The organism is Erythrobacter cryptus DSM 12079 (genome assembly GCF_000422985.1).
In the GTDB taxonomy this organism is placed as follows: domain Bacteria; phylum Pseudomonadota; class Alphaproteobacteria; order Sphingomonadales; family Sphingomonadaceae; genus Erythrobacter; species Erythrobacter cryptus.
This window is the reverse complement of sequence record NZ_AUHC01000001.1, coordinates 444025-468829: the sequence shown is the minus strand read 5'-3', so window position 1 is coordinate 468829 and position 24805 is coordinate 444025. Positions and strand designations below refer to the sequence as shown.

General features: G+C 67.8%; 19 protein-coding genes and 1 tRNA gene. 10 read left to right on the top strand and 10 right to left on the bottom strand.

Annotated elements, in window-relative coordinates; translation table 11 throughout:
* Positions 1 to 7 precede the first annotated feature (7 nt).
* From G524_RS0102265 to G524_RS0102240, 5 genes are all read left to right on the top strand, one after another.
* Positions 8 to 1504 (top strand): DUF4139 domain-containing protein, encoded by a 1497-nt coding sequence (locus G524_RS0102265; RefSeq protein ID WP_027442249.1) that lies wholly within the window; start codon positions 8 to 10, stop codon positions 1502 to 1504.
* Between the two features lie 11 nt (positions 1505 to 1515).
* Positions 1516 to 3153: a DUF4139 domain-containing protein gene (locus tag G524_RS14735; RefSeq protein ID WP_051220841.1), complete on the top strand. Its 1638-nt coding sequence runs from the start codon at positions 1516 to 1518 to the stop codon at positions 3151 to 3153.
* A gap of 164 nt (positions 3154 to 3317) precedes the next feature.
* Positions 3318 to 4385, top strand: a complete 1068-nt coding sequence (gene recA, locus G524_RS0102255; RefSeq protein WP_027442248.1) for a recombinase RecA — start codon at positions 3318 to 3320, stop codon at positions 4383 to 4385.
* Between the two features lie 299 nt (positions 4386 to 4684).
* Positions 4685 to 7354: an alanine--tRNA ligase gene (gene alaS / locus G524_RS0102245; protein WP_027442247.1), complete on the top strand. Its 2670-nt coding sequence runs from the start codon at positions 4685 to 4687 to the stop codon at positions 7352 to 7354.
* Positions 7355 to 7502: 148 nt separating this feature from the next.
* Positions 7503 to 8120: an energy transducer TonB gene (locus G524_RS0102240; RefSeq protein ID WP_156893978.1), complete on the top strand. Its 618-nt coding sequence runs from the start codon at positions 7503 to 7505 to the stop codon at positions 8118 to 8120.
* Here G524_RS0102240 and G524_RS0102235 read toward each other — a convergent pair.
* Positions 8117 to 9883, bottom strand: a complete 1767-nt coding sequence (locus G524_RS0102235; RefSeq protein WP_027442245.1) for a cation:proton antiporter domain-containing protein — start codon at positions 9881 to 9883, stop codon at positions 8117 to 8119. The genes G524_RS0102240 and G524_RS0102235 overlap by 4 nt on opposite strands.
* A 150-nt stretch (positions 9884 to 10033) precedes the next feature.
* Between G524_RS0102235 and G524_RS14730 the strand changes: the two genes are divergently transcribed.
* Positions 10034 to 11335: an NYN domain-containing protein gene (locus G524_RS14730; protein WP_169447824.1), complete on the top strand. Its 1302-nt coding sequence runs from the start codon at positions 10034 to 10036 to the stop codon at positions 11333 to 11335.
* Positions 11336 to 11384: 49 nt separating this feature from the next.
* On the opposite strand, the gene G524_RS0102225 is transcribed toward G524_RS14730, so the two are convergent.
* The 3 genes from G524_RS0102225 to cpdR all read right to left on the bottom strand — a co-directional run bounded on the left by G524_RS0102225 (position 11385) and on the right by cpdR (position 13381).
* Positions 11385 to 12608 carry an NADP-dependent isocitrate dehydrogenase gene (locus G524_RS0102225; RefSeq protein ID WP_027442244.1) on the bottom strand — a complete coding sequence of 408 codons (1224 nt, stop codon included), beginning with the start codon at positions 12606 to 12608 and terminating at the stop codon, positions 11385 to 11387.
* 217 nt (positions 12609 to 12825) lie between these two features.
* A tRNA-Val gene (locus G524_RS0102220) sits at positions 12826 to 12900 on the bottom strand.
* Positions 12901 to 12994: 94 nt separating this feature from the next.
* Positions 12995 to 13381 (bottom strand): cell cycle two-component system response regulator CpdR, encoded by a 387-nt coding sequence (gene cpdR, locus G524_RS0102215; RefSeq protein WP_027442243.1) that lies wholly within the window; start codon positions 13379 to 13381, stop codon positions 12995 to 12997.
* Between the two features lie 113 nt (positions 13382 to 13494).
* Here cpdR and G524_RS0102210 point away from each other — a divergent pair, with 113 nt between their 5' ends.
* On the top strand, positions 13495 to 14487 hold the full coding sequence (locus G524_RS0102210; protein WP_245561265.1) for an N-formylglutamate amidohydrolase: 993 nt from the start codon (positions 13495 to 13497) through the stop codon (positions 14485 to 14487).
* Positions 14488 to 14502: 15 nt separating this feature from the next.
* Here the strand turns inward: G524_RS0102210 and G524_RS0102205 are convergent, their stop codons facing one another.
* Both G524_RS0102205 and G524_RS0102200 read right to left on the bottom strand, forming a co-directional pair.
* Positions 14503 to 15297 (bottom strand): SapC family protein, encoded by a 795-nt coding sequence (locus tag G524_RS0102205; RefSeq protein ID WP_027442241.1) that lies wholly within the window; start codon positions 15295 to 15297, stop codon positions 14503 to 14505.
* 133 nt (positions 15298 to 15430) lie between these two features.
* Positions 15431 to 16882 (bottom strand): FAD-binding oxidoreductase, encoded by a 1452-nt coding sequence (locus G524_RS0102200; protein ID WP_051220866.1) that lies wholly within the window; start codon positions 16880 to 16882, stop codon positions 15431 to 15433.
* Between the two features lie 178 nt (positions 16883 to 17060).
* On the opposite strand from G524_RS0102200, the gene G524_RS0102195 reads away from it, so the two are divergent.
* Together G524_RS0102195 and G524_RS0102190 are read left to right on the top strand one after the other, a co-directional pair.
* The gene (locus G524_RS0102195) at positions 17061 to 17636 is read left to right on the top strand and encodes a hypothetical protein (protein WP_027442239.1); all 576 of its coding nucleotides are present in this window, start codon (positions 17061 to 17063) and stop codon (positions 17634 to 17636) included.
* A 155-nt stretch (positions 17637 to 17791) separates the two neighbouring features.
* Positions 17792 to 19204 carry a DEAD/DEAH box helicase gene (locus tag G524_RS0102190; RefSeq protein ID WP_027442238.1) on the top strand — a complete coding sequence of 471 codons (1413 nt, stop codon included), beginning with the start codon at positions 17792 to 17794 and terminating at the stop codon, positions 19202 to 19204.
* Here G524_RS0102190 and G524_RS0102185 read toward each other — a convergent pair.
* Positions 19201 to 21516 carry an ATP-dependent helicase gene (locus G524_RS0102185; protein WP_036857238.1) on the bottom strand — a complete coding sequence of 772 codons (2316 nt, stop codon included), beginning with the start codon at positions 21514 to 21516 and terminating at the stop codon, positions 19201 to 19203. The two genes, G524_RS0102190 and G524_RS0102185, sit on opposite strands and share 4 nt — an antisense overlap.
* A 270-nt stretch (positions 21517 to 21786) precedes the next feature.
* Here G524_RS0102185 and G524_RS16215 point away from each other — a divergent pair, with 270 nt between their 5' ends.
* Positions 21787 to 22173: a hypothetical protein gene (locus G524_RS16215; RefSeq protein ID WP_051220839.1), complete on the top strand. Its 387-nt coding sequence runs from the start codon at positions 21787 to 21789 to the stop codon at positions 22171 to 22173.
* A 6-nt stretch (positions 22174 to 22179) separates the two neighbouring features.
* Here the strand turns inward: G524_RS16215 and rsmD are convergent, their stop codons facing one another.
* The 3 genes from rsmD to G524_RS0102165 form a co-directional block, all read right to left on the bottom strand.
* Positions 22180 to 22758 carry a 16S rRNA (guanine(966)-N(2))-methyltransferase RsmD gene (rsmD, locus tag G524_RS14720; protein ID WP_036857102.1) on the bottom strand — a complete coding sequence of 193 codons (579 nt, stop codon included), beginning with the start codon at positions 22756 to 22758 and terminating at the stop codon, positions 22180 to 22182.
* Positions 22755 to 23549 (bottom strand): pseudouridine synthase, encoded by a 795-nt coding sequence (locus tag G524_RS0102170; RefSeq protein WP_027442236.1) that lies wholly within the window; start codon positions 23547 to 23549, stop codon positions 22755 to 22757. The genes rsmD and G524_RS0102170 overlap by 4 nt, the downstream gene beginning before the upstream one ends.
* 70 nt (positions 23550 to 23619) lie before the next feature.
* Positions 23620 to 24780, bottom strand: coding sequence for an aromatic ring-hydroxylating oxygenase subunit alpha (locus G524_RS0102165; protein ID WP_027442235.1), 1161 nt, complete (start codon positions 24778 to 24780; stop codon positions 23620 to 23622).
* Between the last annotated feature and the right edge of the window lie 25 nt (positions 24781 to 24805).

Genomic DNA, 24805 nt, shown 5'->3' with positions numbered 1-24805 from the left:
GGAGTTCATGCACCAGGCAAAAGGCGCCGCCACCGGGCTTGCCGCAGCGGCGGCAGCGCTGCTCGCAGCCGGGGCGGCGGCGCAGAGCGCGGGCGAGGAGAGCGCGCAGGGCGATCTTGCCATCACCATTTACAACAATGATCTTGCCCTGGTGCAGGACGTGCGCCAGCTCGCCATCGCCGCGGGAAAGAGCCGGATCGAGTTTCCCGACGTCTCGGCCCGGATCCAGCCCGAGACCTTGAGCTTTGCCGCCGCGGGCACCACCATCATCGAGCAGAACTTCGACTATGATCTGCTCAGCCCTGGCAAACTGATGGAAAAGGCCGTGGGCCAGAGCGTCACGCTGCTGCGCACCAATCCTGCCACCGGGGCCGAGACCCGCGAGCGCGCCAAGGTGCTTTCGGTGGTGGGCGGGGTGGTCGTGCAGATCGGCGATCGCATCGAGGTGCTGCGCGATGATGGCCTGCCGGTGCGGGTGATCTTCGATCGCGTGCCTCCCGGGCTGCGCGCCCGCCCGACCTTGTCGGTGACGCTCGATTCGGCCCGCGCCGGCACCCGCCCGGTGTCGCTGCGCTACCTCACCGGCGGGCTCGGCTGGAGCGCCGATTATGTCGCGCTCTACAATGACGCGGCCGGCACCATCGACATGCAGGGCTGGGTGACGCTCACCAATTCCACCGGCACCACCTTCCACAATGCCGATGCGGTGCTGGTGGCGGGCAATCCCTATGCCGGCGGCGCGCGCGGCTTTGGCGGGGGCGCGGGCAGCGCCATGGTTCGCCCCGGCACCCAGACCGCTGCGCGCGAGCGGATTGGCGATCTTTATCTCTACCCCATCGCCGGGCGCACCACCATCGCCAATGCCCAGACCAAGCAGGTGAGCTTCCTCGACGTGCAGGCCGTGCCGGCGCGGCGCATCTACTCGCGCGATATCGCCTGGCAGCAGAACGACGAGCAGCCGCGCAATGCCGAAAGCCGCATCGCCTTTTCCACCGCGCGCGGATCGGGCCTTGGCGATGCCCTGCCCGCGGGCACGGTGCGCTTCTACCAGCGCGATGCACAAGGCACGCCGCAATTCGTCGGCGAGCGCGGGATCGACCACACCCCGATGGGCAGCGAGCTTTCGCTCGCCACCGGCGAGGCCTTCGACATCACCGTCAGGGCCGAGATCGAAAGCCGCCAGACCATCACCAGCGACGAATGGGAACGGAGCGCGCGCTTTCGCATCAGCGATGGCAGCGCCAGCCGCACCATCACCATGGAGCGGCCCAAGACCTATTACCGCACGGTGATGCGCTACACTCTCACCAACGGCCGCAGCGAGCCAGTCGAGGTCGAACTCAACCAGACCGGGCTTGCCCGCGCCTGGTGGGCCGACGACCTGCGTGTGCCGGCCGAGGACATCAAGGGCGAACAGGTGAATGCCGATCGGCGGCGCTACAAGGTGAGCGTGCCCGCCAATGGCGAGCGGGTGATCCGCGTCACCTATGAAGCGCGCTTCTGAGGGGCGGTGTGATGCGCCGCGGCGTGACATTCCTGCTGGGCGCGGCGGTGATCGTCGCTCCCGCCTCAGCGCGCGAGGTGGTCGAGGCCTCGGCGCCGGTCGATCTGTCGGTCACCATCTACCGCGATCCCGCCCGCACCCCCGATGAGCGCCTCACCCGCGCGGCCCCGGGGGGCCTGGCGCTCATTTCCGAAACCCGCCGCGTCACCCTGCCGCCGGGCGAGGCGACGGTGCGCTTTGAGGGCGTGGCCGAGGGCATGATCGGGGTTTCGGCGATCGTCACCGGGCTTCCCGGCGGCACCATCGAGAAGAACCGCAGCGCTGCGCTGCTCTCCCCGGCGGCGCTGGTCGATGGCACGCTCGGCAACCGGGTAACGGTGACCCGCACCAATCCCGCCACCGGCGCGGTGGTGAGCGAAAGCGCGATCGTGCGCACCCGGGCCGATGGCGGGCTCGTGCTCGAGACCGCCGCGGGCTTCGAGGCTCTGCGCTGCGCCGGCCTTCCCGAGCGGCTGAGCTTTGCCGGGGTGCCCGCGGGCCTCTCGGCCCAGCCGGTGTTTGCGGTTGATACGGTCTCGCCCGCGGCCGGCACCTTCGAGGTGACTCTCACCTATCTCGCCTGGGGCTTTGATTGGCAGGCCGATTATGTCGCCAGCCTGTCCGACAAGGCAGCGGGCGAGGAGTTCGATCTGGGGCTGTTGAGCTGGCTCACGCTCGTCAACGACAATGGCCAGAGTTTTCCCGGGGCGCGGCTGCAGATCGTGGCCGGCAGGCTCAATCTCGACAGCGACTATGCCGCACTGGCAAGCCCGCCGGTGGGCGCGCCGCTCAGCCTCACCTGCTATCCGCTCGGCAGCACCGCCGCGAGCCTGCCGTTGCCCGAGGACGAACCGGTGCCGCCGCCACCGCCGGCGCTGATGATGGCCGCACCGGGGAGGATGGCCGATGCGGTGGTGGTGACCGGCGCGCGCCTCCAATCGCGCGAGATGGCGAGCGCGGTGGTGACCGCAAGCGAGGAGGATCTCGGCGATCTCAAGCTCTTTCGCGTGCCGGGGCGGGTTGATGTTGCGGCAAAGGGCATGAAGCAGGTGGCCTTTCTCGATCGCCAGGGGGTGAAGGCGCGGCTGCTCTACCAGGCCCGCTGCGCGCCGGAGGTGCGGCTGCCCGAGACTGCAAGGCCAGGGGCGCCGGCTGATCCGGAAGCCGGTTTGCAGCCGGCCGGGATTCTGCTGGTGACCAGGAACGAGGAGCAAAAGGGCCTCGGCATCGCCCTGCCGCAGGGGCAGATGGCGCTGTTCGAGCCGGGCCCGCGCGGGCCCGCGCTCGCCGCCCGCGCGCGGCTGCGCGACTATGGCCGGGGGCAGGAGATCGAGCTGGAACTGGGCGAGAGCGCGCAGGTGTTTGCCCGCTGCGGCGCGCGCGCGGTGGGCGCGGCGCGCGGCTGGCGGCGGATGGAGGCGCGCCTTGCCAATGCCAATCCCCACCCGGTACGCCTGCGCCTTGAACTTAGCCGCGCGGGCGATGGCGATGTGCGCTTTGCCGGGCGCAAGGTCGCGATCCGCAACGGCTGGCAGACGGTCGAGCTGGTGCTGCCGGCGGGCAGCGAGGCGCGCTACGACTGGCAAGTGAGGCGCCCGGGCGGCGGCTAGGGGCAGGGACGCCCCGGGCAAGCGGCCCCGCGCGGCCCCGTGTGTCGCGGTTGTGGGAAATTTTCGTGTTCCCTACTTGTTCCATGAGAACAAATGCGATACATAGCGTGTGCGGGCAGCGGAAAACCGCTTTCCCCCTCTGGTCAAGCAAGGGAGCGCATGCGATGGCTACACAGTTGAAATTGGTGGAAGAGGACAGGAAAGCCGTGGACCGTCAAAAGGCGCTTGAGGCCGCGCTGGCGCAGATCGATCGTGCCTTCGGCAAGGGTTCGGCGATGCGGCTGGGCCAGAAGGAGACGATGCAGGTCGAGGCGATTTCGACCGGATCGCTCGGGCTGGATATTGCGCTCGGCGTCGGCGGCCTTCCGCGCGGCCGCGTGATCGAGGTTTATGGGCCTGAAAGTTCAGGCAAAACCACGCTCGCCCTGCACGTCATTGCCGAGGCGCAGAAGACCGGCGGGACGGCGGCCTTCGTCGATGCCGAACATGCGCTCGATCCGGTCTATGCCAAGAAGCTCGGCGTCAATATCGACGAGCTGATCGTCTCGCAGCCCGATACCGGCGAGCAGGCGCTCGAGATCGTCGATACGCTGGTGCGCTCCAATGCCATCGACGTGCTGGTGGTCGATTCGGTCGCCGCGCTGGTGCCGCGCGCGGAGATCGAGGGCGAGATGGGCGATTCGCATGTCGGCCTGCAGGCGCGACTGATGAGCCAGAGCCTGCGCAAGCTGACCGGCTCGATCAGCCGTTCGCGCTGCATGGTGATCTTCATCAACCAGCTGCGGATGAAGATCGGGGTGATGTATGGCAATCCCGAGACCACCACCGGCGGCAATGCGCTCAAGTTCTATGCCTCGGTGCGGCTCGACATCCGTCGCACCGGCCAGATCAAGGATCGGGACGAGATCATCGGTAACACCACCCGGGTGAAGGTGGTCAAGAATAAGGTCGCCCCGCCGTTCAAGCAGGTCGAGTTCGACATCATGTATGGCGAGGGCATTTCCAAGATCGGCGAAATTCTCGATCTCGGGGTCAAGGCCGGGCTGGTGGAGAAGTCGGGCAGTTGGTTCTCCTACGACAGCATCCGCATCGGCCAGGGGCGCGAAAATGCCAAGGCGTACTTGCGCGAAAATCCCGAAGTTTGCGACCGTCTGGAAGCTGCGATCCGCAGCCGCACCGATCAGGTCGCCGGGGAGATGATGTCCGGTCCGGACGCGGACCTCGACATGTGATCCCCAAGCGGACGCGGCGGTCTGGCTCAGCCGGTCCGAGGTGAACGCAGGCGCAATGTCCCGTAGCACGCCTGCATCCGCGCAGCGTCCGGAAACCCGGAAGGCCGGCACTTGCCTCTCCCCAGGGCAGGCGCCGGCCTCTCGCGTTGCGCCCTCGCTCGGATCGCCGCTTGGCCTGCTCTTGATACTCATCGCGGGACCTCGCGGTCGCAGCCGCGAGATCCGCCGGGGCCAAGCCTCGAGGGCCCGATGTGCAGCTTCCATTGCGAAAGGGCCGCGCTTTGCCTAACTGCACCGCCATGACCTCGACCAACGAAATCCGCCGCTCGTTCCTCGACTACTTCAGCCGGAACGGCCATGCGGCCACGCCCTCGGCGCCGCTGGTGCCCTACAACGATCCCACGCTGATGTTCGTCAATGCGGGGATGGTACCGTTCAAGAACGTCTTCACCGGGCTCGAGACCCCGTCTTCGCCGCGCGCGGCCTCGGCGCAGAAATGCGTGCGCGCCGGCGGCAAGCACAATGACCTCGACAATGTCGGCTATACCGCGCGGCATCACACCTTCTTCGAGATGCTCGGCAACTTCTCCTTCGGAGACTACTTCAAGGAAGGCGCAATCCTCCACGCCTGGACCTTGCTGACCAAGGAGTGGGGCTTGCCCAAGGAGCGCCTTACCGTCACGGTCTATCACACCGATGACGAGGCCCACGCGCTGTGGCGCAAGATCGCCGACCTGCCTGACGCGCGCATCATCCGCATCCCCACCAGCGACAATTTCTGGTCCATGGGTGACACCGGCCCCTGCGGGCCATGCTCGGAGATCTTCTACGATCACGGCGAGCACATTCCCGGCGGGCCGCCCGGAAGCGCGGACGAGGATGGCGACCGTTTCGTCGAGATCTGGAACCTCGTGTTCATGCAATACGAGCAGCAGGCCGATGGTTCCCGCCGCGACCTGCCCAAGCCCTCGATCGACACCGGCATGGGGATCGAGCGCATCGCCGCGGTGCTGCAGGGCGTGCATGACAATTACGACACCGACACCTTCCGCGCGCTGATCGCGGCGAGCGAGGCTCTCACCGGCGTTCCCGCCAGGGGTGAACATGCCGCCAGCCACCGGGTGATCGCCGATCACCTGCGTTCGACCAGCTTCCTCATGGCCGATGGGGTGCTGCCCTCCAACGAGGGGCGGGGCTATGTGCTGCGTCGGATCATGCGCCGGGCGATGCGCCACGCTCATCTGCTCGGCGCGCGCGAGCCGCTGATGCACCGCCTGGTCGGCGCTCTGGTGACCGAGATGGGCGCGGCCTATCCCGAGCTTGCCCGCGGGCGTGCGCTGATCGAGGAAGTGCTCGAGCGCGAGGAAACCCAGTTCCGCCGCACGCTCGACAAGGGCTTGCGGCTGCTCGACGAGGCCACAGCCGCCCTTGGGGCCGGCGCGGAGCTCGATGGCGAGATCGCCTTCCGCCTCTATGACACCTACGGCTTTCCCTATGACCTGACCGAGGATGCGCTGCGCCCGCGCGGCATCGCGGTCGATCGGGCGGGCTTCGAGGCGGCGATGGCGCGCCAGAAAGCCGCGGCCCGCGCGGCCTGGAAGGGCTCGGGCGAGGCTGCATCGGGCGAAGTGTGGTTCGACATCGCCGAGCGCGAGGGTGCGACCGAATTCACCGGCTATGCCGCCACCAGCGGCGAGGGCCGGGTGGTGGCGATCGTCAAGGACGGCGCCGAAGTCACCAGCGCCGTCGCAGGCGAGGAGGTGGCAATCCTCACCAACCAGACGCCCTTCTATGGCGAGAGCGGCGGGCAGACCGGCGATGTCGGGACGATCACCAGCCTTGCCGGCCTGCGCGCCCTGGTGACGGACACCTCAAAGCCCTTGGGCAGGCTTCATGCCCACCACGCTCGGATCGAGGCGGGGAGCGTCAAGGTGGGCGATACGGTCGAACTCAAGGTCGATGCCGAGCGGCGTGATCGTATTCGCGCCAACCACTCGGCCACCCATCTCGTCCACGCCGCGCTGCGCAACCGCCTCGGCGCGCATGTGACGCAGAAGGGCAGCCTCGTGGCCGAAGACCGCCTGCGCTTCGATTTCTCGCACCCTGCCGCCCTCACGCCCGAGGACATTGCCGCGATCGAGGCCGAGGTGAACGCCGAGATTCGTGCCAATGTGCCCGTTACCACCCGGCTGATGACCCCCGAGGATGCGGTGGCCGCCGGCGCGCTGGCGTTGTTCGGCGAGAAATATGGCGATGAGGTGCGCGTGCTCGCCATGGGCAGGCCGGGCAAGGACGGGCGCAACTATTCGGTCGAGCTGTGCGGTGGCACCCATGTGCGCGCCACAGGCGACATCGGCCTGTTCCGGATCGTCTCGGAAAGCGCGGTGTCCTCGGGCGTGCGCCGCATCGAGGCGATGACCGGCGAGGGCGCGCGGCAATGGCTGGTCGCGCGCGAGGAAGCGCTCAAGGCCGCCGCCAGCACCATCCGCGCCACCCCCGAGGAAGTGCCTGCAAGGCTTGCCGCGCTGCTCGAGGAGCGCAAGCGGCTCGAGAAGGAGCTGGCCGAGGCGAGAAAGGCCTTGGCGCTCGGCGGCGGCGCTGGCACCGGCAAGGCCAACGCCGCGGACGAGACGATCGCCGGCGTTACCTTTTCCGGGCAAGTGCTCGAAGGGCTCGATCCCAAGGAGCTGCGCCCGCTCCTCGATGCCGCCAAGCAGCGCATGGGCAGCGGGGTGGCGGTGATCATTGCGGTGAGCGAGGGTAAGGCGAGTATCGGCGTTGGCGTTACCGACGATCTCACCGCGCGTTTCAGTGCGGTCGATCTGGTGCGCGCAGGGGTCGCGGTGCTCGGCGGCAAGGGCGGCGGCGGGCGCCCCGACATGGCGCAGGGCGGCGGGCCGGATGCTTCCAAGGCCGCCGAGGCGCTGGCTGCGGTGAAATCGGCTCTGGCCGCGCAGCCCGCGATGTGAGGCGAACAAGCGATCTCGCGCTGGCAGGGGCCTTTGCACTTGTCGGCGCCACTCCGCTGGCGGCGCAATCACGCGAGCCGATTGTCTTTGCGGGCGGGGTGTTCGATGTGACCGGGGCGGGCGAACTTGACCTTGGGACATCGATCCTGTGCTTGCGCCTTACCGCAAGACCTTCCGCGCCCGTCCATTCATGGCCGGGATTGCGCTCGATCTCACGGTCGATGCGGCGGGCAATGTCGTTGGATGCGAGGCGCAACCCGGTGAGGGCCTGGCAGAGGCCGGGGCGGCGATCTGCGCCCATGCCCAGGCGGCGGGACGTTTCCGGCCCGATCCCTACCTCGCGCTTGATTACACGCGCGCCCGTTACCACACCCGTATCACCCTTTCCTTGGCGGCGGCTGAGGGCGAGCCCCTGTTCACCCATTCAACCAGCAGCTTCCCTCTGCTCGACCACCGCCCGGTTCTCTTTGGCGATGACGTGATCCCGGCCGAGGATCAGCGGCTCAAGGCTGATGATGTCGTTATCCAGCCGCTGCAATATCCGCGCCGCGCGTTGCAGAACGAAGTCTTTGACCGGGTGCTTGTGTCCCTCACCTTCGATGCCGAGGGCAAGCCAGCCTCGTGCCGGCCGCTGCGTTCGAGCATGAGCGCGCGGCTGGCCTACGAGACCTGCGCGGAAGCCAAGGGTGCGGTGCAGCTCAAACATCCGCCCGACGCGCGGCCTTATGTCTTGTCGATCGTTTGGTCGCTGGGCGAAGGCCGCTAGCCGGCCGTGCTGGTTCTGGTGCGCAGCCGCGGCTTTTCGCTAAGGCCGCCCTCGCGTTCGAGCTGTTCGCGATATTCGTCGCGCTTGGCGTGGATCGAGGCGATCACCGGGCCCATGGCCACGCCTATATCGACGAGCACCGCCTCGGAAAGCTGGAGCGAGGCCTCGAGCGTTTCGGGCACGGCATGGCTGGCACCGGCCCGGTAGAGCGCGGCGGCGTGATCGGGATCGCGCGCGCGGGCGACGATGAGAAGCTCGGGATATTCGCGCCTGAGTTTGGTGACGAGCCGCTGCGCCAGCACCGGCTCGTCCATCGTCAGCACCACGGCCGGGGCACTTTCCACCCCCAGCCGCGCCAGCGCATCGCCGCGCACGGCATCGCCGAAGACCGCGCGATAGCCATCGCGCTTGGCCTCCAGGATGAGATCAGGGTTGCTGTCGATCATGACATAGGGCTGTGCGTGAACGCGCATCATGTCCGCCACCAGCCGCCCCACGCGCCCGCCGCCAACGATGATGGTACGCGGCTCATCGCCATCATCCTCGAGATCGGTGGGGGAGCCATCGACCTTGCGGGCGATCACCGCGCCAAGCCGGGCGAGCAGCGGGGTGACGGTAAGGCCGATGGCGGTGACGGTCTGCCAGAAGCGCGCCGTTTCCTGATCAATCACCAGCGCGCTGGTGGCCGCGGCGAGCACGATCAGCGTGGTCTCCGAGGGTGAGGCCATCATCACCCCGGTCTCGGCCGCAGTGCCGCGCCGCGCCCCCATCAGCCGCAGCAGGATGCCGGTGACGATCGCCTTGAACACCAGCACGCCCACCACCGCCACGGCCAGCGTGCCGATCTGGGCGCCGATCTCGACGAGATTGATGCTCATCCCCACGGTGATCAGGAAGACCCCGAGGGCAAGCCCCTTGAACGGCTCCATGATCAGTTCGACTTCGGTGTGATACTCGGTCTCGGCGATCAGCAGCCCGGCGATCAGCGCGCCGACGATCGGGGAAAGGCCGGTGATCGCGGTGGCAAGGCTGGCCCCGATCACCACCAGCAGCGAGGCGGCGAGGAACAGTTCGGGGCTCTTGGTGCGCGCCGCCTGGGCAAACAGGCGCGGCAGGGCGACACGCCCCACCACCAGCAGCACCGTGACCACCAGGCCGCCCTGCCAAAGCGTGGTGAAAAGCCCCTCCCAGCCTTCAGCCTGGGCGTTGGGAGCGAGCGCGCCCAGGAGGAAGATGATCGGCACGATCATGATATCCTCGAACAGCAGCATCGAGAGCGCCGCACGCCCTACCGGGGTGCGCGTGCCCGAGATCGGCAGCACCATCGCGGTCGAGGAAAAGGCCAGCGCAAAGCCCAGCGCCAAGGCTCCTGGCCATGCGAGCGTGCCCGAAAGCCCGAACAGCAGCGCCAGCGAGGAGCCGATGATGAGAAGCTCGAGCGCGCCGAGGCCAAACACCAGCTTTCTCAGTTGCCACAGACGGTTGAACGAAAGTTCAAGGCCGATGGCAAAGAGCAGCAGCACGATCCCGAATTCGGCAAAGGGGGCAAGCACCTCGGGATTGGTGATGGTGATATGGGTGAGCCAGGGCACACGCTCGACCAGCGAGCCGAGGCCGAAGGGGCCGACCGCCACCCCGATGAGGATGAAGCCGATGATCGGGGTGATGCGGAAGCGCGCGAAGACCGGAATGACGATTCCCGCCGCGCCGAGGATTACCAGCGCATCGGAAAGAACGGGAGAGGGAGCAAGTTCGCCTGCCACGGCGAAGGCTTAACGCGCGCAGCGCAGCCTGTCACCCGCGGTATCGCAGCCTTCGCGGCAACCGGGCAAGGCGTGGAGCGCAAAAGGCAATTGCGCCTTCCTGCGCAGTCGCCCAAACCATGCGCGCGGCATCAATTGGGGGGATTGGTGGTGAACAAGAGCATCATTCTGGTCGATTTCGACAATATCTTTCTCGGGCTGTGGAATCTCGATCCCGACCTTGCCCTGCGCTTTGCCAACCTGCCCGATGTGCTCCTCGAAGCGCTTGCCGAGCGCTATCTGGTGAGCGAGCGGCGGCGCTGGCTGGTGGCGCGCTGCTATCTCAACCCGGCCGGCTACGTGATCGATGGCAGGCAGGAGGATGGCAGCGATTTCAAGCGTTTCTTCTCGCGCTTTCGGCCCTTGTGGGTGAGCGCCGGGTTCGAGGTGGTCGACACGCCCACCCTCGCGCGGGACAAGAATGCCGCCGATATCCGCATCGTCATCGATGCGCTCGATCTGCTCCAGCACCCCACGGGCTTCGATGAGTTCGTGATCGCCTCGGGCGATTCGGACTTCACCCCGCTGCTTCATCGCCTGCGCGCGCATGGCCGCGGCATTGCGGTGCTCTCGCCGGGCAATGCCGCGCGCGCCTATGTTTCGGTGGCCGACCGGGTGCTCAATTTCGAGGCGATCGGCGATCTGCTGCGTCCGCCCGCGGTGGCGCCGGTGCCGGTCTCCTTGCCCGCAGCGGGCAGCACGGCGCTCGCCGCGGTCGATCTTGACGATGCGCTCGATGCCTTCGCCCTGTTCGTTCAGGGTGAATACAACGAGGCGACCAGGCCGCTCAATCTTGCGCAATTGTCGCAGAAGGCCGCGGCCGCGGTGCCGGGCCTGCGCGAGGCGCGCTGGGGCGGCAATGGCTTTGCCGCGGCGGTCGCGGCGCTGCAATTGCCCAACGCGCGGCTCGACCAGTATCACCTGTGGGACGAGGAGCGCCACGAACCGCCCTCTGCGCCCGACACCACCGTGGCCGAAAGCGATCTGCCCGAATTGATCGACCTGCTTGCCCGGGTGGTCGATCTGCCGCGGCTGCCGGCAGAGGCCTGGCCGGTGATCTTCAAGGCGATTGCCGAGTATCTTGCCGAGTATCCCTTCAACCTCGCCGAAATCACCCGCGCGATCCGCGACCAATTGGCCGATTCGCCGACGCCGGTGGGGCGTGCGGCGCTCAATTTCGTGGTGCGGGGTGCGCATTTCGGCGGGGCGCCGCTGACCGAGAGCCCGGCGCCCGGTGCCGATGAGATCGCCCAGGCCTTCCTCGCCAACCTCATCCAGCTGGCCTATGATGCCGGGGTCAATCTCGATAGCGAGGACCAGCTGACACTGAGCGACTGGTTCGGCATCGCTGCCGAGGAGGGGCCGGGCGCAGCGGATGAGGCGGGCGAGGGCAGGCAAGGCGCGGCAGGCTGAAGCCCGCGCGCCACCCGGCCCTGCGTACGCGGCATGCGCCGCGCCTGCCTCAGGCCCAGGAGGCCATTTCCTTCTCGAGATTGGCGACGATGGTCTCGAAGAACTGCTCGGTGGTCAGCCAGGCCTGGTTGGGGCCGATCAGCAGCGCCAGGTCCTTGGTCATCTGGCCGCTTTCGACCGTCTTGATGCAGATTTTCTCGAGCGTTTCGGCAAAGCGCACCACATCGGGCGTGTTGTCGAAGCGGCCGCGATACATGAGCCCGCGAGTCCAGGCGAAGATCGAGGCGATCGGGTTGGTGCTGGTCGCCTTGCCCTGCTGGTGCTGGCGATAGTGGCGGGTGACGGTGCCGTGCGCGGCCTCTGCCTCCACGGTCTTGCCATCCGGGGTCATCAGCACGCTGGTCATCAGCCCGAGGCTGCCGAAGCCCTGCGCCACGGTATCGGACTGCACGTCGCCATCATAGTTCTTGCACGCCCAGACGAACTTGCCCGACCACTTGAGCGCGCTTGCCACCATGTCGTCGATCAGGCGGTGTTCGTAGACGATGCCCTTTTCCTTGAACTTCTCGGCAAAACCCTCGGTGTCGAAGACTTCCTGGAACAGGTCCTTGAAGCGCCCATCATAGGCCTTGAGGATCGTATTCTTGGTGGAAAGGTAAACCGGCCAGCCGAGCGAGAGGCCGTAGTTGAAGCTCGCCCGGGCAAAGTCGCGGATCGAATCGTCGAGGTTGTACATTGCCATCGCCACCCCGGCGCTGGGGAAGTCGAAGACATCAAGATCGATCTTGGTGCCGTCCTCGCCGTCGAACACCAGGCGCAGCTTGCCGGGGCCGGGGATGCGGGTGTCGGTGGCGCGATACTGATCGCCAAAGGCATGGCGACCGACCACGATCGGATCGGTCCAGCCCGGCACCAGCCGCGGCACGTTGTCGATCACGATCGGCTCGCGGAACACCACGCCGCCGAGGATATTGCGGATCGTGCCATTGGGGCTCTTCCACATCTTCTTGAGCCCGAATTCCTCGACCCGCGCCTCGTCCGGGGTGATGGTGGCGCACTTGACCCCCACGCCATACTGCTTGATCGCATAGGCGGAATCGACCGTCACCTGATCATCGGTGGCATCGCGGTTCTGGATCGAAAGATCGTAATACTTCAGATCAATGTCGAGATAGGGCAGGATCAGGCGCTCGCGGATCCACTGCCAGATGATCCGGGTCATCTCGTCACCGTCAAGCTCGACGACGGGGTTGGCGACTTTGATTTTCTGCATGTCTCGTGCCCTATCCTTCTTGCCCCGTCGCTTGCGGGGCCGTTCATGATCGACAGGAAGCTGTGATAGATCCCGCGCGGGGCTTTAGCAGAGCAAGGCGCGGGTGCAAGGCGGGGCGGGGGAAATCATCGGCAGAGGAAAAGGCGGCCCCGATGCTGCAAAAAGGCCCGCCGCAAGGGGCGGGCTTTGCCAGGCCTTTTGCCGATGGATGGGGCGATGGTGGGCGTAGCAAGGTTCGAACTTGCGACCCCTACGATGTCAACGTAGTGCTCTACCACTGAGCTATACGCCCACACCATCGCGCGCGCCCCGGCAGGGGCGGAGCGGCCAGTTATCGCAGGCACTGCCAAGGTGCAAGCGATTCGCGCCCGAGGCGGTATAAGCCTTCAGCGGCCCGCCTCGGCCTCCTCGAACACCCTTTCAACCTCAAGCACCAGATCGCGCAGGTGGAAGGGCTTAGACAAGACCCGCGCGGCGGGTTGTTCGCGGCTGGCGCGCAAGGAGACCGCGGCAAAGCCGGTGATGAACATCACCTTGGTGCGCGGCGAAATCTCGGCGCAGCGCTGGGCAAGCTCGATCCCGTCCATCTCGGGCATGACGATGTCGGAAAGCAGCAGATCAAACTCGCCGGTCTCGAGCAGCGGCACGGCATCGGTACCGCGACCGACGCTGCTGACGTGATAGCCGGCATTGGTGAGCGCCCGCTCGAGATAGGCGCGCATCGCCGCCTCGTCCTCGGCGAGCAGGATGCGGGGGGTGCGTGTCGCGTTCATGGGGCGGGGGCATAGCACCGCCGGCTTAAGAATTGTTTGTGCATCATCACCGCAGGCGATGCCTGGATGAGGCTTTGACAGGCGCGGGCAAAGGCGCCAGCAAGAGCATAGCAATGCCTCACGCCGATCCCGATCCTGCCTTTGCTGCCGTGCCAATGGGCCGCCACGCGGCGCGCCAGCAGCGCGTGGGCGGGCGGGTGCCGGGTCTGGGCGCGGCGCCGGCCTTCACCCTGAGCGCGCCGGCCCGGCTCCAGCTTCCGGTGCTGGTGGCCGTGCCCCATGCGGGCCGGGCCTATCCGCCCGCGGTGACCGCGCGGATGCGCGATCCGGCGCTGGCGCAGTTGCGGCTCGAGGATCGCCATGTCGACCGGCTGGGCGTTGCCATCGCGCGGGCCACGGGGGCGGCGCTGCTGATCGCCCATGCCCCGCGCGCGCTCATCGATCTCAACCGCGCCGAGGATGATATCGATTGGGACATGGTGGCCGGCGGGCGCCCAGCCACGCCTGCCCCCGATGCCCCGGCCGGGGCGCGCAACGGCCGGGCGCGCAGCGGGCTGGGGCTGGTGCCACGCCGTCTGCCGGGATCGGGCGAGATCTGGCGCGGGCGGCTCGATCCGATCGAACTGGCCGAGCGGATCGCGCATATCCACCGCGCCTATCACACAGCGCTCGGCGAAGAACTGGCACGCATCCGCAAGGCCTGGGGCGCGGCACTGTTGATCGATCTGCATTCGATGCCGCCACTGCGCCCGGCAAGCGCAGAGGAGCGCGCCCCGGTGATCGTGCTCGGTGACCGCTTCGGGGCCTCGTGCGATGCGGGTCTGATCGGTCGGGCGCTGGCGCGGCTCGAGGCCGGCGGCGTGCCGGCGGCGCACAACCGGCCCTATTCGGGCGGCTATGTGCTCGATCGCCACGGGGCGCCCGCAGCCGGGGTGCAGGCGCTGCAGATCGAGGTGTGCCGCGCCGCCTATCTCGATCGCCAGCTCGCCGAGCCGGGGCCGGGCCTGCCGGCCATGGCAGCGCTGCTTGCCGCGCTGGTGCGCGAACTCGGGGCCGAGACCGCGCTGCTCGGCGGCGGTGAAGGCCTGCTTCAGGCCGCCGAGTAGCGCGCTCGCACCCGCTCAGTTGAGCGCGGGGGCGGCTTCGCCCGCGGCCGGCATCGGCAGGCGGCCCTGGGCGGCCTGACGCTCGAAGATCGTGCGCATCAGCCCGAGCGAGAACAGGTGGGCATAGATCAGCACCAGCATCCCGTTCTTGGCGAGGCGTTCGAGCGTTTCGGCCGAAAGCTCGCGCAGCTTGTTTTCATCGACCATGCGAAAGCCGCGATAGACGAAGGGCTTGTCGGGCATGTCGTTGCGGGTGATGGCGATCTCGCCGTCGATCAGGATGTCGAGCTTGGCGAGCTCCTCCATGAACAGCTTGGTGCGCTGCCCGGCTTCCTCGAAGCGGCGGCAGAACTCGAGCACGCCCTTGGTGTAATCGGTTGGCTGGCCCTGGTCATCGAACAGCGGCAGGCCGTCATCGCGCTTGCCGATCACCCCGACGCTGGGATCGAAGCACAGCGACATGTCCTCGCTGCCCGGCTGGAGCTTGGCGAGGATGAAGGGATAGCGCCGCACATAGGCGGGCAAATAGATCGCCTCGGTGATCTTGTTGTCGGGGCCGACGAAGGTGTTGACCCCTTCATTGAGCCCGAACAGCGCGATCGGCACCGAATTTTCACCGCTGGTGAAAACGATCGGGAAATCGCGCTGGGCATCGACGAATTCGTCGGCGGTCAGCGGCACCGCGTGGGTGGCGGCGAGGTGGGCGGCGCTTTCCAGCGTGCCGGCCTTCCAGTCGGCATGGTCGCGGCTGTTGAGCGGCAGGAGATCCTTGTAGAACAAGGGAAGTTGCGGTTGCGGCGCGCTGGCCATCGAATGTCTCCGGTCAAATCTGTGGTGGTGGATGCGGTCGGCCCCGTGGCGCCCCCGTCCGAGCCGCCGCGCATAGGCGTTTGCGCCGGGCCGCGCAAGGCGCAGCCGGGCGCCGCCGCACGGGGGCGGGAACTCAGACCAGCTTGCCGGGGTTGAGCAGACCCTCGGGATCGAGCGCGGCCTTGATCCGCCGCATCAGCCCGAGCGCGACCGGATCGTGCAGCCGCGCAAGTTCATCGCGCTTCATCTGGCCGATCCCGTGCTCGGCGCTGATCGAGCCGCCCCATTGGGTGACGAGATCGTGGACATGGGCGCTGATCGCCTTGCCCTCGGCCTCCTCCCATATCCCGCGCACCGCGCCCTCGGGGGCGAGCACGTGGAAATGGACATTGCCATCGCCAAGGTGCCCGAAGGCCACAGCGCGTGTGCCGGGGTGGGCGGCCTCGATCGCCGGGCCGGCGGCGAGGATGAAATCGGGCATGGCCTCGACCGGCACCGAAATATCGTGCTGCATCGCCGGGCCAAGCGCCCTTTCGGCCGCGGAAATCCCGTCGCGCAGGGCCCAGAAGGCCTCGGCCTGGGCTTCGTTTGCAGCGATGGCGGCATCGGCGATGAGCCCCGCCTCGAGCGCCTCGGCAAGCGCCTGTTCCAATGTCTCGCTGAGCGCCGCGTTGTCCTCATGGGGCGAGACGCATTCGATCAGCGCGTTCCACGGGTGACGCTCTGCCAGCGGCGAACGGGCGCCCGGTTGATGGGCGAGCACGCTGGCGAGGCAATGCGCGGGCACCACCTCGAAGCCTTCGAGCACATCGCCGAGCCTGCGCTCCATCCGGCGCAGCAGGCGCCCTGCCTCCTTGATCCCGCCAAGCCCGACCCAGGCCGTGGCGCGCCCCGCCGCCGCGGGCAGCAGCCTGAGCGCTGCCGCGGTGACGATCCCCAGCGTGCCTTCCGAGCCGATGAACAGCTGCTTGAGGTCGAACCCGCGGTTGTCCTTCTTGAGGGCGGCGAGGAGATCGAGCACGCTGCCATCGGCAAGCACCACCTCGAGTCCCAACACCTGCGCACGCATGGTGCCATGACGCAGCACCTGCGTGCCCCCGGCATTGGTCGAGACGAGGCCGCCGATGGTGGCCGAGCCCTTGCCGCCCAGCGTTAGGGGGAAGCGCAGGCCTTGGGCCTCGGCGGCCTCGTGGAGGTGCTGGAGCACCACGCCCGCCTCGCACACCACCAGCCCTGCGGCCGGATCAAGGCGGCGGATCGCGGCCATGCGCCGCAGCGACAGGAGCAGCGCCCCGCCGCTGGCATCGGGCGTCGCGCCGCCCACCATGCCGCTGTTCCCGCCCTGCGGCACGACCGGCACCCGGTGCGCGGCGCACAGCCGCATCAGCGCCGCCACCTCGGCGGTGCTCGCCGGCTGCGCGAGCGCGAGGGCGCGCCCGGTGTAACGCCCGCGCCAGTCGGTCAGCCACGGCTGCATCAGCTCGGGGTCCCGCGTCAACCCGCGTGGGCCGAGCAGGGCCTCGGCCGCGGCAAGAAAGTCGGAGTCGGTGGCCAGGGTGGGCGGGGGCGGGGCGGGGTGCTTCATCGTGGCCTTCATGCCACAGCTCGTCCCGATTGTGCCACCGCTTTCGGGCGCGGTGCAGGGTCAGTTAAGCCACGGTTCAATTGCCGCTGCTAGGCGGAAGGCGCGCAGTGGTGCATCCTGCCCTTGCAGGCAGGCACGCCGCGCCTGTCACCTGACGAGGGAGACCTTGCCCGCAACCATGCCCAGCTTGTTTGCCTTGGCGGCGCCGTTGGCGCTGGTCTGGCCGTGGACGACCGGGGGCGAGGCTCCCGGGCGCCCTGCTGCGCCTGCCGCCTCGGCACCACGCTGCGAGGCGCGCGCTGCAATGGTCGAGGAGCCGCAGCTCCCCAACCCGCTCTCGGCGCTTAGGGCCTCGCAGAGCGCACGGCAGGTGCGGATCGAACAGCGCGTGGTGATCCGCGTCGCGCCCCAGCCGCTGGCGGCGCGGCGCAACCTCTTTGCCGAATTGCCCGATCCCGATGCCGCCCCCCGCCCCCGCTTCGAGGAACGGCGGCGCGAGAAATGCGTGCCGCTGCAAGGCATTGCCGGGGTGCAGACAGGCAGCGGCAACCGCCTGGTGCTGTTCCTGCGCAATCAGCGGATGGTCTCGGTCAATCTCGAGAAATCCTGCCGCGCGCGCGATTTCTACTCGGGCTTCTATGTCGAAAAGAACGAGGATGGGCGCCTGTGCGCCGCGCGCGACCAGCTGCAATCGCGCACCGGGGCGCGCTGCCAGATTGCCGCGATGCGCCAGCTGGTTGCGGTGGATGATTGAACCTCTGGCCCCAAGCGCTTCTCAGGCGCGCGATTCCTTGACTTTTGCGCCCGTTTGCGAGAAAGGCGCGGCGACCTGACGCCGCGCCTTGCGCCCGCAGGCCTGACAAACTCGGCAGTGCCCCTGTCGCTCATCTTTCGGAACCTGCTGCGCGCATGACCTTTGCCGATCTCGGCCTTTCGCCCGAATTGCTCAAAGCCGTGGAGGATGCGGGCTATACCGCGCCCACGCCGATTCAGGCCCAGGCCATCCCGACGGTGCTGATGATGAAGGATCTCATCGGCATCGCCCAGACCGGCACGGGCAAGACCGCCAGTTTCGTGCTGCCGATGATCGATATCCTCGCTTCCGGACGGCGCCGGGCATTGATGCCGCGCTCCCTGATCCTCGAGCCGACCCGCGAGCTCGCTGCCCAGGTGGCCGAAAACTTCGAGAAATACGGCAAGAACCACGATCTCAAGATGGCCCTGCTGATCGGCGGGGTGCAGATGGGCGATCAGCTCAAGGCGCTTGATGAAGGGGTGGACGTGCTGATCGCCACGCCGGGCCGGCTGATGGACCTGTTCGAGCGCGGCAAGATCCTCCTGAACGGCTGCGAGCTGCTGGTGATCGACGAGGCGGACCGGATGCTCGACATGGGCTTCATCCCCGATATCGAGTTCATCTGCGCGCGCCTGCCCGAAAGCCGCCAGACCATGCTGTTCTCGGCCACCATGCCGCCGCCGATCGAGAAGCTGGCCAAGAAGTTCCTGAACAACCCCAAGCGCATCGAGGTGAGCCGGGCGGCTTCGACCAATGCCGATATCACCGCCTTCAAGGTGCCGGTAAAGCCCGCCAAGAAGCGCGAGACGCTGCGCTGGTTCCTCGAGAATGACCTCGTGGAAACCGCGATCATCTTCGCCAACCGCAAGACCACGGTGCGCGAACTCAACCAGAGCCTCAAGCGCCACGGCTTTGCCTCGAGCGAGATCCATGGCGACATGGACCAGCCGAGCCGGCTGAAGGAGCTGGAGCGCTTCAAGCGCGGCGAGGTCAACATCCTCGTTGCTTCGGACGTTGCCGCGCGCGGGCTCGACATCAAGGGTGTCAGCCACGTCTTCAACTTCGATACGCCTTGGCACCCGGATGACTATGTCCACCGCATCGGGCGCACTGGCCGCGCCGGGGCCAAGGGGCGGGCCTTCACCTTCGTCACCGAGGATGATGCCGAAGCGATCGCCAATGTTGAAAAGCTCACCGGCAGCCCGATCAAGGTGTTCGGCAAGGAAGACCTGAGGGTTGACCTCAAGGAGATCCTCGCCCGGGCCGAGGCTGCGGCTTCCGATGCCCCGGAGGCGGAGCAGGAGGGTGCGTCATCGGCCAAGCGCAAGGCCCGCCGCAACCGCGATGAGAGGGCCGAGAAGAAGGCTGGAAGCACGTCGCGCCGCGCGGCTCAGGGTGACGTGCGCGCCGCAAGCACCAGCCGCTCGAGGCCACCGCGCCCGCGCGAGGATGCGGATGAGCCGCCGATGCGGCCCGGGGAGTGGAATGGGCCGATCCCGAGCTTCCTCGAAGTCGGCTGCAGCTAGGCGCCCTCGCCCAGCAGGGTGACGAAGCTGTCAAGCACGCGCTTATCGCCCACCTCCTCGAAGCGGATGGTGAGGCGGTTGCCTTCCTGGTCGATCACGCAGCCGCGACCGAACTTGGCGTGGGCCACCATCGCCCCAATGGCGATGTCGCGCCGCGCCGGGGCGGCGATGCTGGCGGGCGAGCGGGTCGTTTCGCCAAGCCGCGACGGGCGCTTGTCATAGCCCGAGGCCAGCGCCCGCTGCCAGCCGGGCCCGCGCGCCTCGCCCCGCTCGGGCCGGGTGGCGGCGACATGGGCGAAAGGATCCTCCTGCGCGCGCCAGCTTGCCCGCCACAGGCTCACCCCGCCGCTCAGCGTGGTCTGGCTGGTGATGTGCTCCTCGGGCAGTTCGGCGATGAAGCGCGAGGGGATCGAACTGACCCATTGGCCATAGATGCGGCGGTTCGCGGCATGCAGGATGGTGCAGTGGCGCCGCGCCCTGGTGATCGCGACATAGGCAAGGCGCCGCTCCTCCTCGAGACTGGCCAGCCCCCCTTCGTCGATCGCGCGCTGCGAGGGGAACACGCCTTCCTCCCAGCCGGGCAGGAAGACGTGATCGAACTCCAGCCCCTTGGCGGCGTGGATGGTCATGATCGTCACCATGTCCTCGGCATCGGCGCGGTCATTGTCCATCACCAGGCTGACATGCTCGAGGAAATCGCCGAGGCTCTGATATTCCTCCATCGCCCGGGCAAGTTCGGCAAGGTTCTCCGCCCGTCCGGCGCTCTCGGGGGTGCGTTCGGCGGCGAGCATGGCGTTGTAGCCCGATTCGTCGAGCACCAGGCGCAGGAGATCAGCCGGGCTCAGCACCTCGGCCTGCTGCCGCCAGTGCAGGAACTGGCGCATCAGCGCTGCGATGGTGGCCGCCGCGCGTTTCGGCAACGCATCGCTGTCAGCCAGTTGCAGCGCGGCGGCTGCCAGCGGCAGGCCGGTGCGCCGGGCATGGGCGTGCATCGCCTCCAGCGCTTTGGCGCCAAGGCCACGCCTCGGCACGTTGTGGATACGCTCGAAGGCCAGATCGTCCTGCGGCTGGGCGATCAGCCGCAGATAGGCCAGCGCATCGCGAATCTCGGCCCGCTCGTAGAAACGAAAGCCGCCGATGATGCGGTAATTGATGCCGGTCTGGATGAAGCGGTCCTCGAACTCGCGGGTCTGGTATTGTGCGCGCACGAGAATGGCGATCTGGTTGAGCGCGGCGCCCTCGCGCTCCAGCCGCTCGATCGCCTCGCCCACCCGGCGCGCCTCCTCGGGCGCATCCCACACGCCGATCACCTTGACCTTGTCGCCGCCGCTCAATTCGGTCCACAGCGTCTTGTCGTGGCGCTGGCTGTTGGCGCGGATAAGGCCCGAGGCCGCGCCCAGTATATGCGGGGTGGAGCGGTAGTTCTGCTCCAGCCGGATCACTTGCGCGCCCGGAAAATCCTTTTCGAACCTCAGGATATTGGCGACTTCCGCACCGCGCCAGGAATAGATCGACTGATCATCATCGCCCACCACGCAGATATTGCCATGGCCCTGCGCCAGCAGTCGCAGCCACAGATATTGCACGGTGTTGGTGTCCTGATACTCGTCCACCATGATGTAGCGAAAGCGGCGGTGGTAATCGGCAAGGATGTCGCGGTGCTGGCGCAGGATCGTCAGCATGTGCAGCATCAGATCGCCGAAGTCGCAGGCGTTGAGGCTGCGCAGCCGCTCCTGATAACGGGCATAGAGCGCCGCGCCCTTGCCATTGGCGAAGGCTTCGTTCTCGATCGCGTCGAGATCGTCTGGGGCCAGCCCGCGGTTCTTCCAGCGATCGATCAGCCCGGCAAGCTGGCGGGCAGGCCAGCGCTTCTCGTCAAGATCCGCCTCGATGATCAGCGCCTTCAACAGGCGCAGCTGATCATCGGTGTCGATGATGGTGTAATTGGGCTGGAGGCCGACCAGTTCGGCATGGCGGCGCAGCATCTTGGCGCAGATGGCGTGGAAGGTGCCGAGCCACGGCAAGCCTTCGGCCGCGCTGCCGAGATGCGCAGCCACCCGCTCGCGCATCTCGCGCGCGGCCTTGTTGGTGAAGGTCACGCACAGGATCTGCGAGGGAAAGGCCCGGCGGGTGGCAACCAGATGGGCAAGGCGCGCAGTGAGCGCGGCGGTCTTGCCGGTGCCCGCCCCGGCCAGCATCAGCACCGGCCCCTCGGTGGCAAGCACCGCGGCGCGCTGCGCCGGGTTGAGCCGTGCGGCATAGGCCGGGGCAGGATCGCTGGCGGGCGCAGGGATGGGCAGGGAGGGGTTCATGACGCTCGTGAACAGGTAGGGAACAATGGCCGCAGGGGCAAGCCGCCATGCGCGCCCCATGCCCGGCTTTTGCTCGGCTGCCAACGGTCCGCCGGCTTTGCGCCACGCTTCGCGCCCGGTGGTGGCCGCGGCGCGATGCATGGGTGCGGGGGCCGGTTGCCGCGATCAGGGCGCGCGCCATAGTTGCATGGCCCGGCTTGCAGGGGACTGAGCGGCAGGGCAGCGATGCGTTCGTCGTGCTTGGGACTTTCAACCACAAGGGAGAACCCCATGCACTCTTATCGCAATATCCTTGGGCTTGCCGGGCTTGGTGCGGCGCTGGCCGCAACGCCGGCGCTCGCCTCGGCGCAGGATGAGGCCGCCGCGCCCCCTACTGATGCGGGGATGGAGCGCCCTGCTCCGGCGCAGGCTTCGCCGCCGCCGCCAACGCCAGCGCAATTGGCCGAGGTCGAGACCTGGCCTGCTGACAAGCAGAAGGCCTACAACGGCTGGACAGCGACGGTGCAGAACTATTTCTGGACGCTCACTCCCGAGCGCCGGGCGATGTTCTGGCGCCTCAATGATGCCGACCGCGAAACCTTGACCAAGCTCACCGAGGCCCAGCGCGAAATGGCCTGGGGCCAGATCAAGAGCAAGCTCGAGGCGATGCAGAGCTAGGCCCGCTCAAGCCCCTCGGGTCGCCGCCGGGTCGGGTGCGGCAGGCGCCAGCCGCATCAGGTTGAGCTTGCCCTTGCCGACCCGGCGTGCCGTCTCGATCATCAGGCCCTTGACCGCCGGATCCTCGTTGAAGGCGGTCTCGAGGCTGATCCAGGTCTCCTGCCCGATCCAGCCCAGCCGCAAGAGGCGGTCGAGCGCGACTTCGCCCGCGCCGGTGCGATAGGGTGGATCGGCAAGGATGAGGTCATAGGGCTGCGGCGCCGGGCCGAGGCCAAGCACCGATCCCGCCTCGATCCGCGCCGCGCCCTGCGCCCCGAGCGCGGCCACATTGGCGCGGATCGCGGCCAGTGCGGCGCGGTCCTGCTCGACGAACAGGCACGAGGCCGCCCCGCGCGAGAGCGCCTCGAGCCCGAGCGCGCCCGATCCGGCAAACAGATCAACGACGCGCAGGCCCTCGAAGCTGCCGAGCCGGCTCGTCAGCATCGAAAACAGCGTCTCGCGGGTGCGGTCAGCCGTGGGACGGGTGGCCTCGCCCGGCGGCGCGGTCAGACGGCGCCCGCGCCAGGTGCCGGCAATGATCCTCACGCGCGCACCTCCCCCTTGGCAAGCCCTTCAAGGAAACGCGCAACCGGCTTGCCGGTGAGTTCCACCGCCTGCCCGCGCGGCAGATCGCCAAGGAGAAAGGGGCCATAGGCGGTGCGGATCAGCCGGTTCACCGCAAGGCCGAGGTGCTCGAGCACCCGGCGGACCTCGCGGTTCTTGCCCTCGGTGATGGTCAGTTCGATCCACAGGTTGCGGCCGCGCGCGCGCTCGAGATTGGCATCGATCCGGCCATAGCGCACCCCGTCGATGGTCACCCCCTCGATCAGCTCGTCGAGCTGGCGCTGGCTGACCGTGCCGAACGCGCGCGCGCGATAGGTGCGCGGAATGCCGCTCGCCGGAAGTTCCAGCTGCCGCTTGACCGCGCCGTCATTGGTGAGGAGCAGCAGCCCTTCGGTGTTGAAGTCGAGCCGCCCGACCGGCATCACCCGTCCGGCCCCTGGCGGCAGCGCGTTGCGCAGCGCATGGTAGATGGTGGGCCGCCCCGCGGGATCGCGCGCGGCGGTGATGAGGCCGGCAGGCTTGTGAAAGGCAAACAGCCTGGTCGGCTCGGGTGCGGCAACGGGCTTGCCATCCACCGTCACGCCCGCAAGGCCGGGAAGGATCGTCGCCGGGGTTTCAAGCACCTTGCCATGCAAGGCCACCCGGCCTTCGGCGATCATCCGTTCGGCCTCGCGGCGGCTCGCCACCCCGGCGCGGGCGAGCAGCTTGGCGATGCGCTCGCCTGCGGGGCGGGGGCTTGATTGGGACGCGGGGCGAGGAGGTTGGCTTGGCATGGGCGCGGCGCCTAGCCGATTTCGCCCGCAAAGGCGACCTTCTTGCGCCCGTCAATCAGCCTTGCTTTACTCAATTGGCCGTCCGCAGCGCCTCGCGCACGATTTCGTCGAAACGCGCGATCCCGCCTTCGAGCGTGCCAAGCGTAAGGTGCTCCACCGCGCCGCTCGCCAGCCCCTGCTGGCCGAGTTCGGCAGCGCGGAAATCCTCGCTGGCAAAGACCCCGCCGTCGAGCAGATTCCAGCTTTTCTCCCAATGTGCCAGCGCCTTCTCGCTCGCCGGCGGCTCGGGGATCAGCATGAAATCCTCAACCAGGGTGCAATCGACCGCCTGGGGCATCAGCACCATCACGTTGACATAATCCGGGCTGGGCACGATCACCGTGGCGGGCAGCAGCTGATAGGCGAAGGTGACCACCCGGCGCAGCGCCGCCATGTCGGTGAGGTCAACCCCCTCCATCTCCTCGAGCCGTCCGACCGCCGAGCGCTGGTGCGGGCCGATCTGGTCACCCGCGGTGATCCCGTCCTTGAAGAAGGGGCCGATGGTGGCGGCATGAAGCCGGGTGACATGGTAGCTTTCAAGGAAGGCATCCATGATCAGCTTCCAGTTGCCCCGCACCTTGTGGGTCTTGCGCCGGAACAGGTGGGCGCTCTCCAGGCCGAAGGCGGCAAAGTCCGCGCCCAGCGCCTCGGCATGGGTGAAATCGGCGCCTTCGACCGGCGCGAACCAGATCAGCCCGCCCGCCTCGCACGAGGGCAGTTCGACAAGGCCGAAATCGCCCTTGTCGAGGCCCGGAAAGGTCTCGGGCCGGGGCAGGGCGAGCAGCGCGCCATCGAGCCGGTAGGTCCAGGCGTGATAGGGGCACACCAGCCGCTTGGCGCAGACCACTTCGCTGCCCTCCACCAGCCGAGTGCCGCGGTGGCGGCAGACATTGAGGAACACATGCGCCTTGCCCGCCCCGTCGCGGGTAATGAGCAGCGGGCGCCCGGTGGCATCGTGCGGCAGGGCCATGCCCGGTTCAGGCAGCAGCGCCGAAGGAGCGATTACCTGCGGCAGGCGATCGAATAGCGCTGCCTTTTCGCGGGCGAAGTGATCGGGGCAAGTATAGCGCTGCGCGGGCACGTGCTGCACCGCCCCGGCCTGGCGCGCCGCGCCCGCGCGGATCGCTTCGGCCAAGGCCAACTGGCCGGGGGTGGGCTGCAATCTGGGCAAATCTGTGGTTGCGGCGTTCATTGCTCTTTTCTCATCCTCTCCTTGC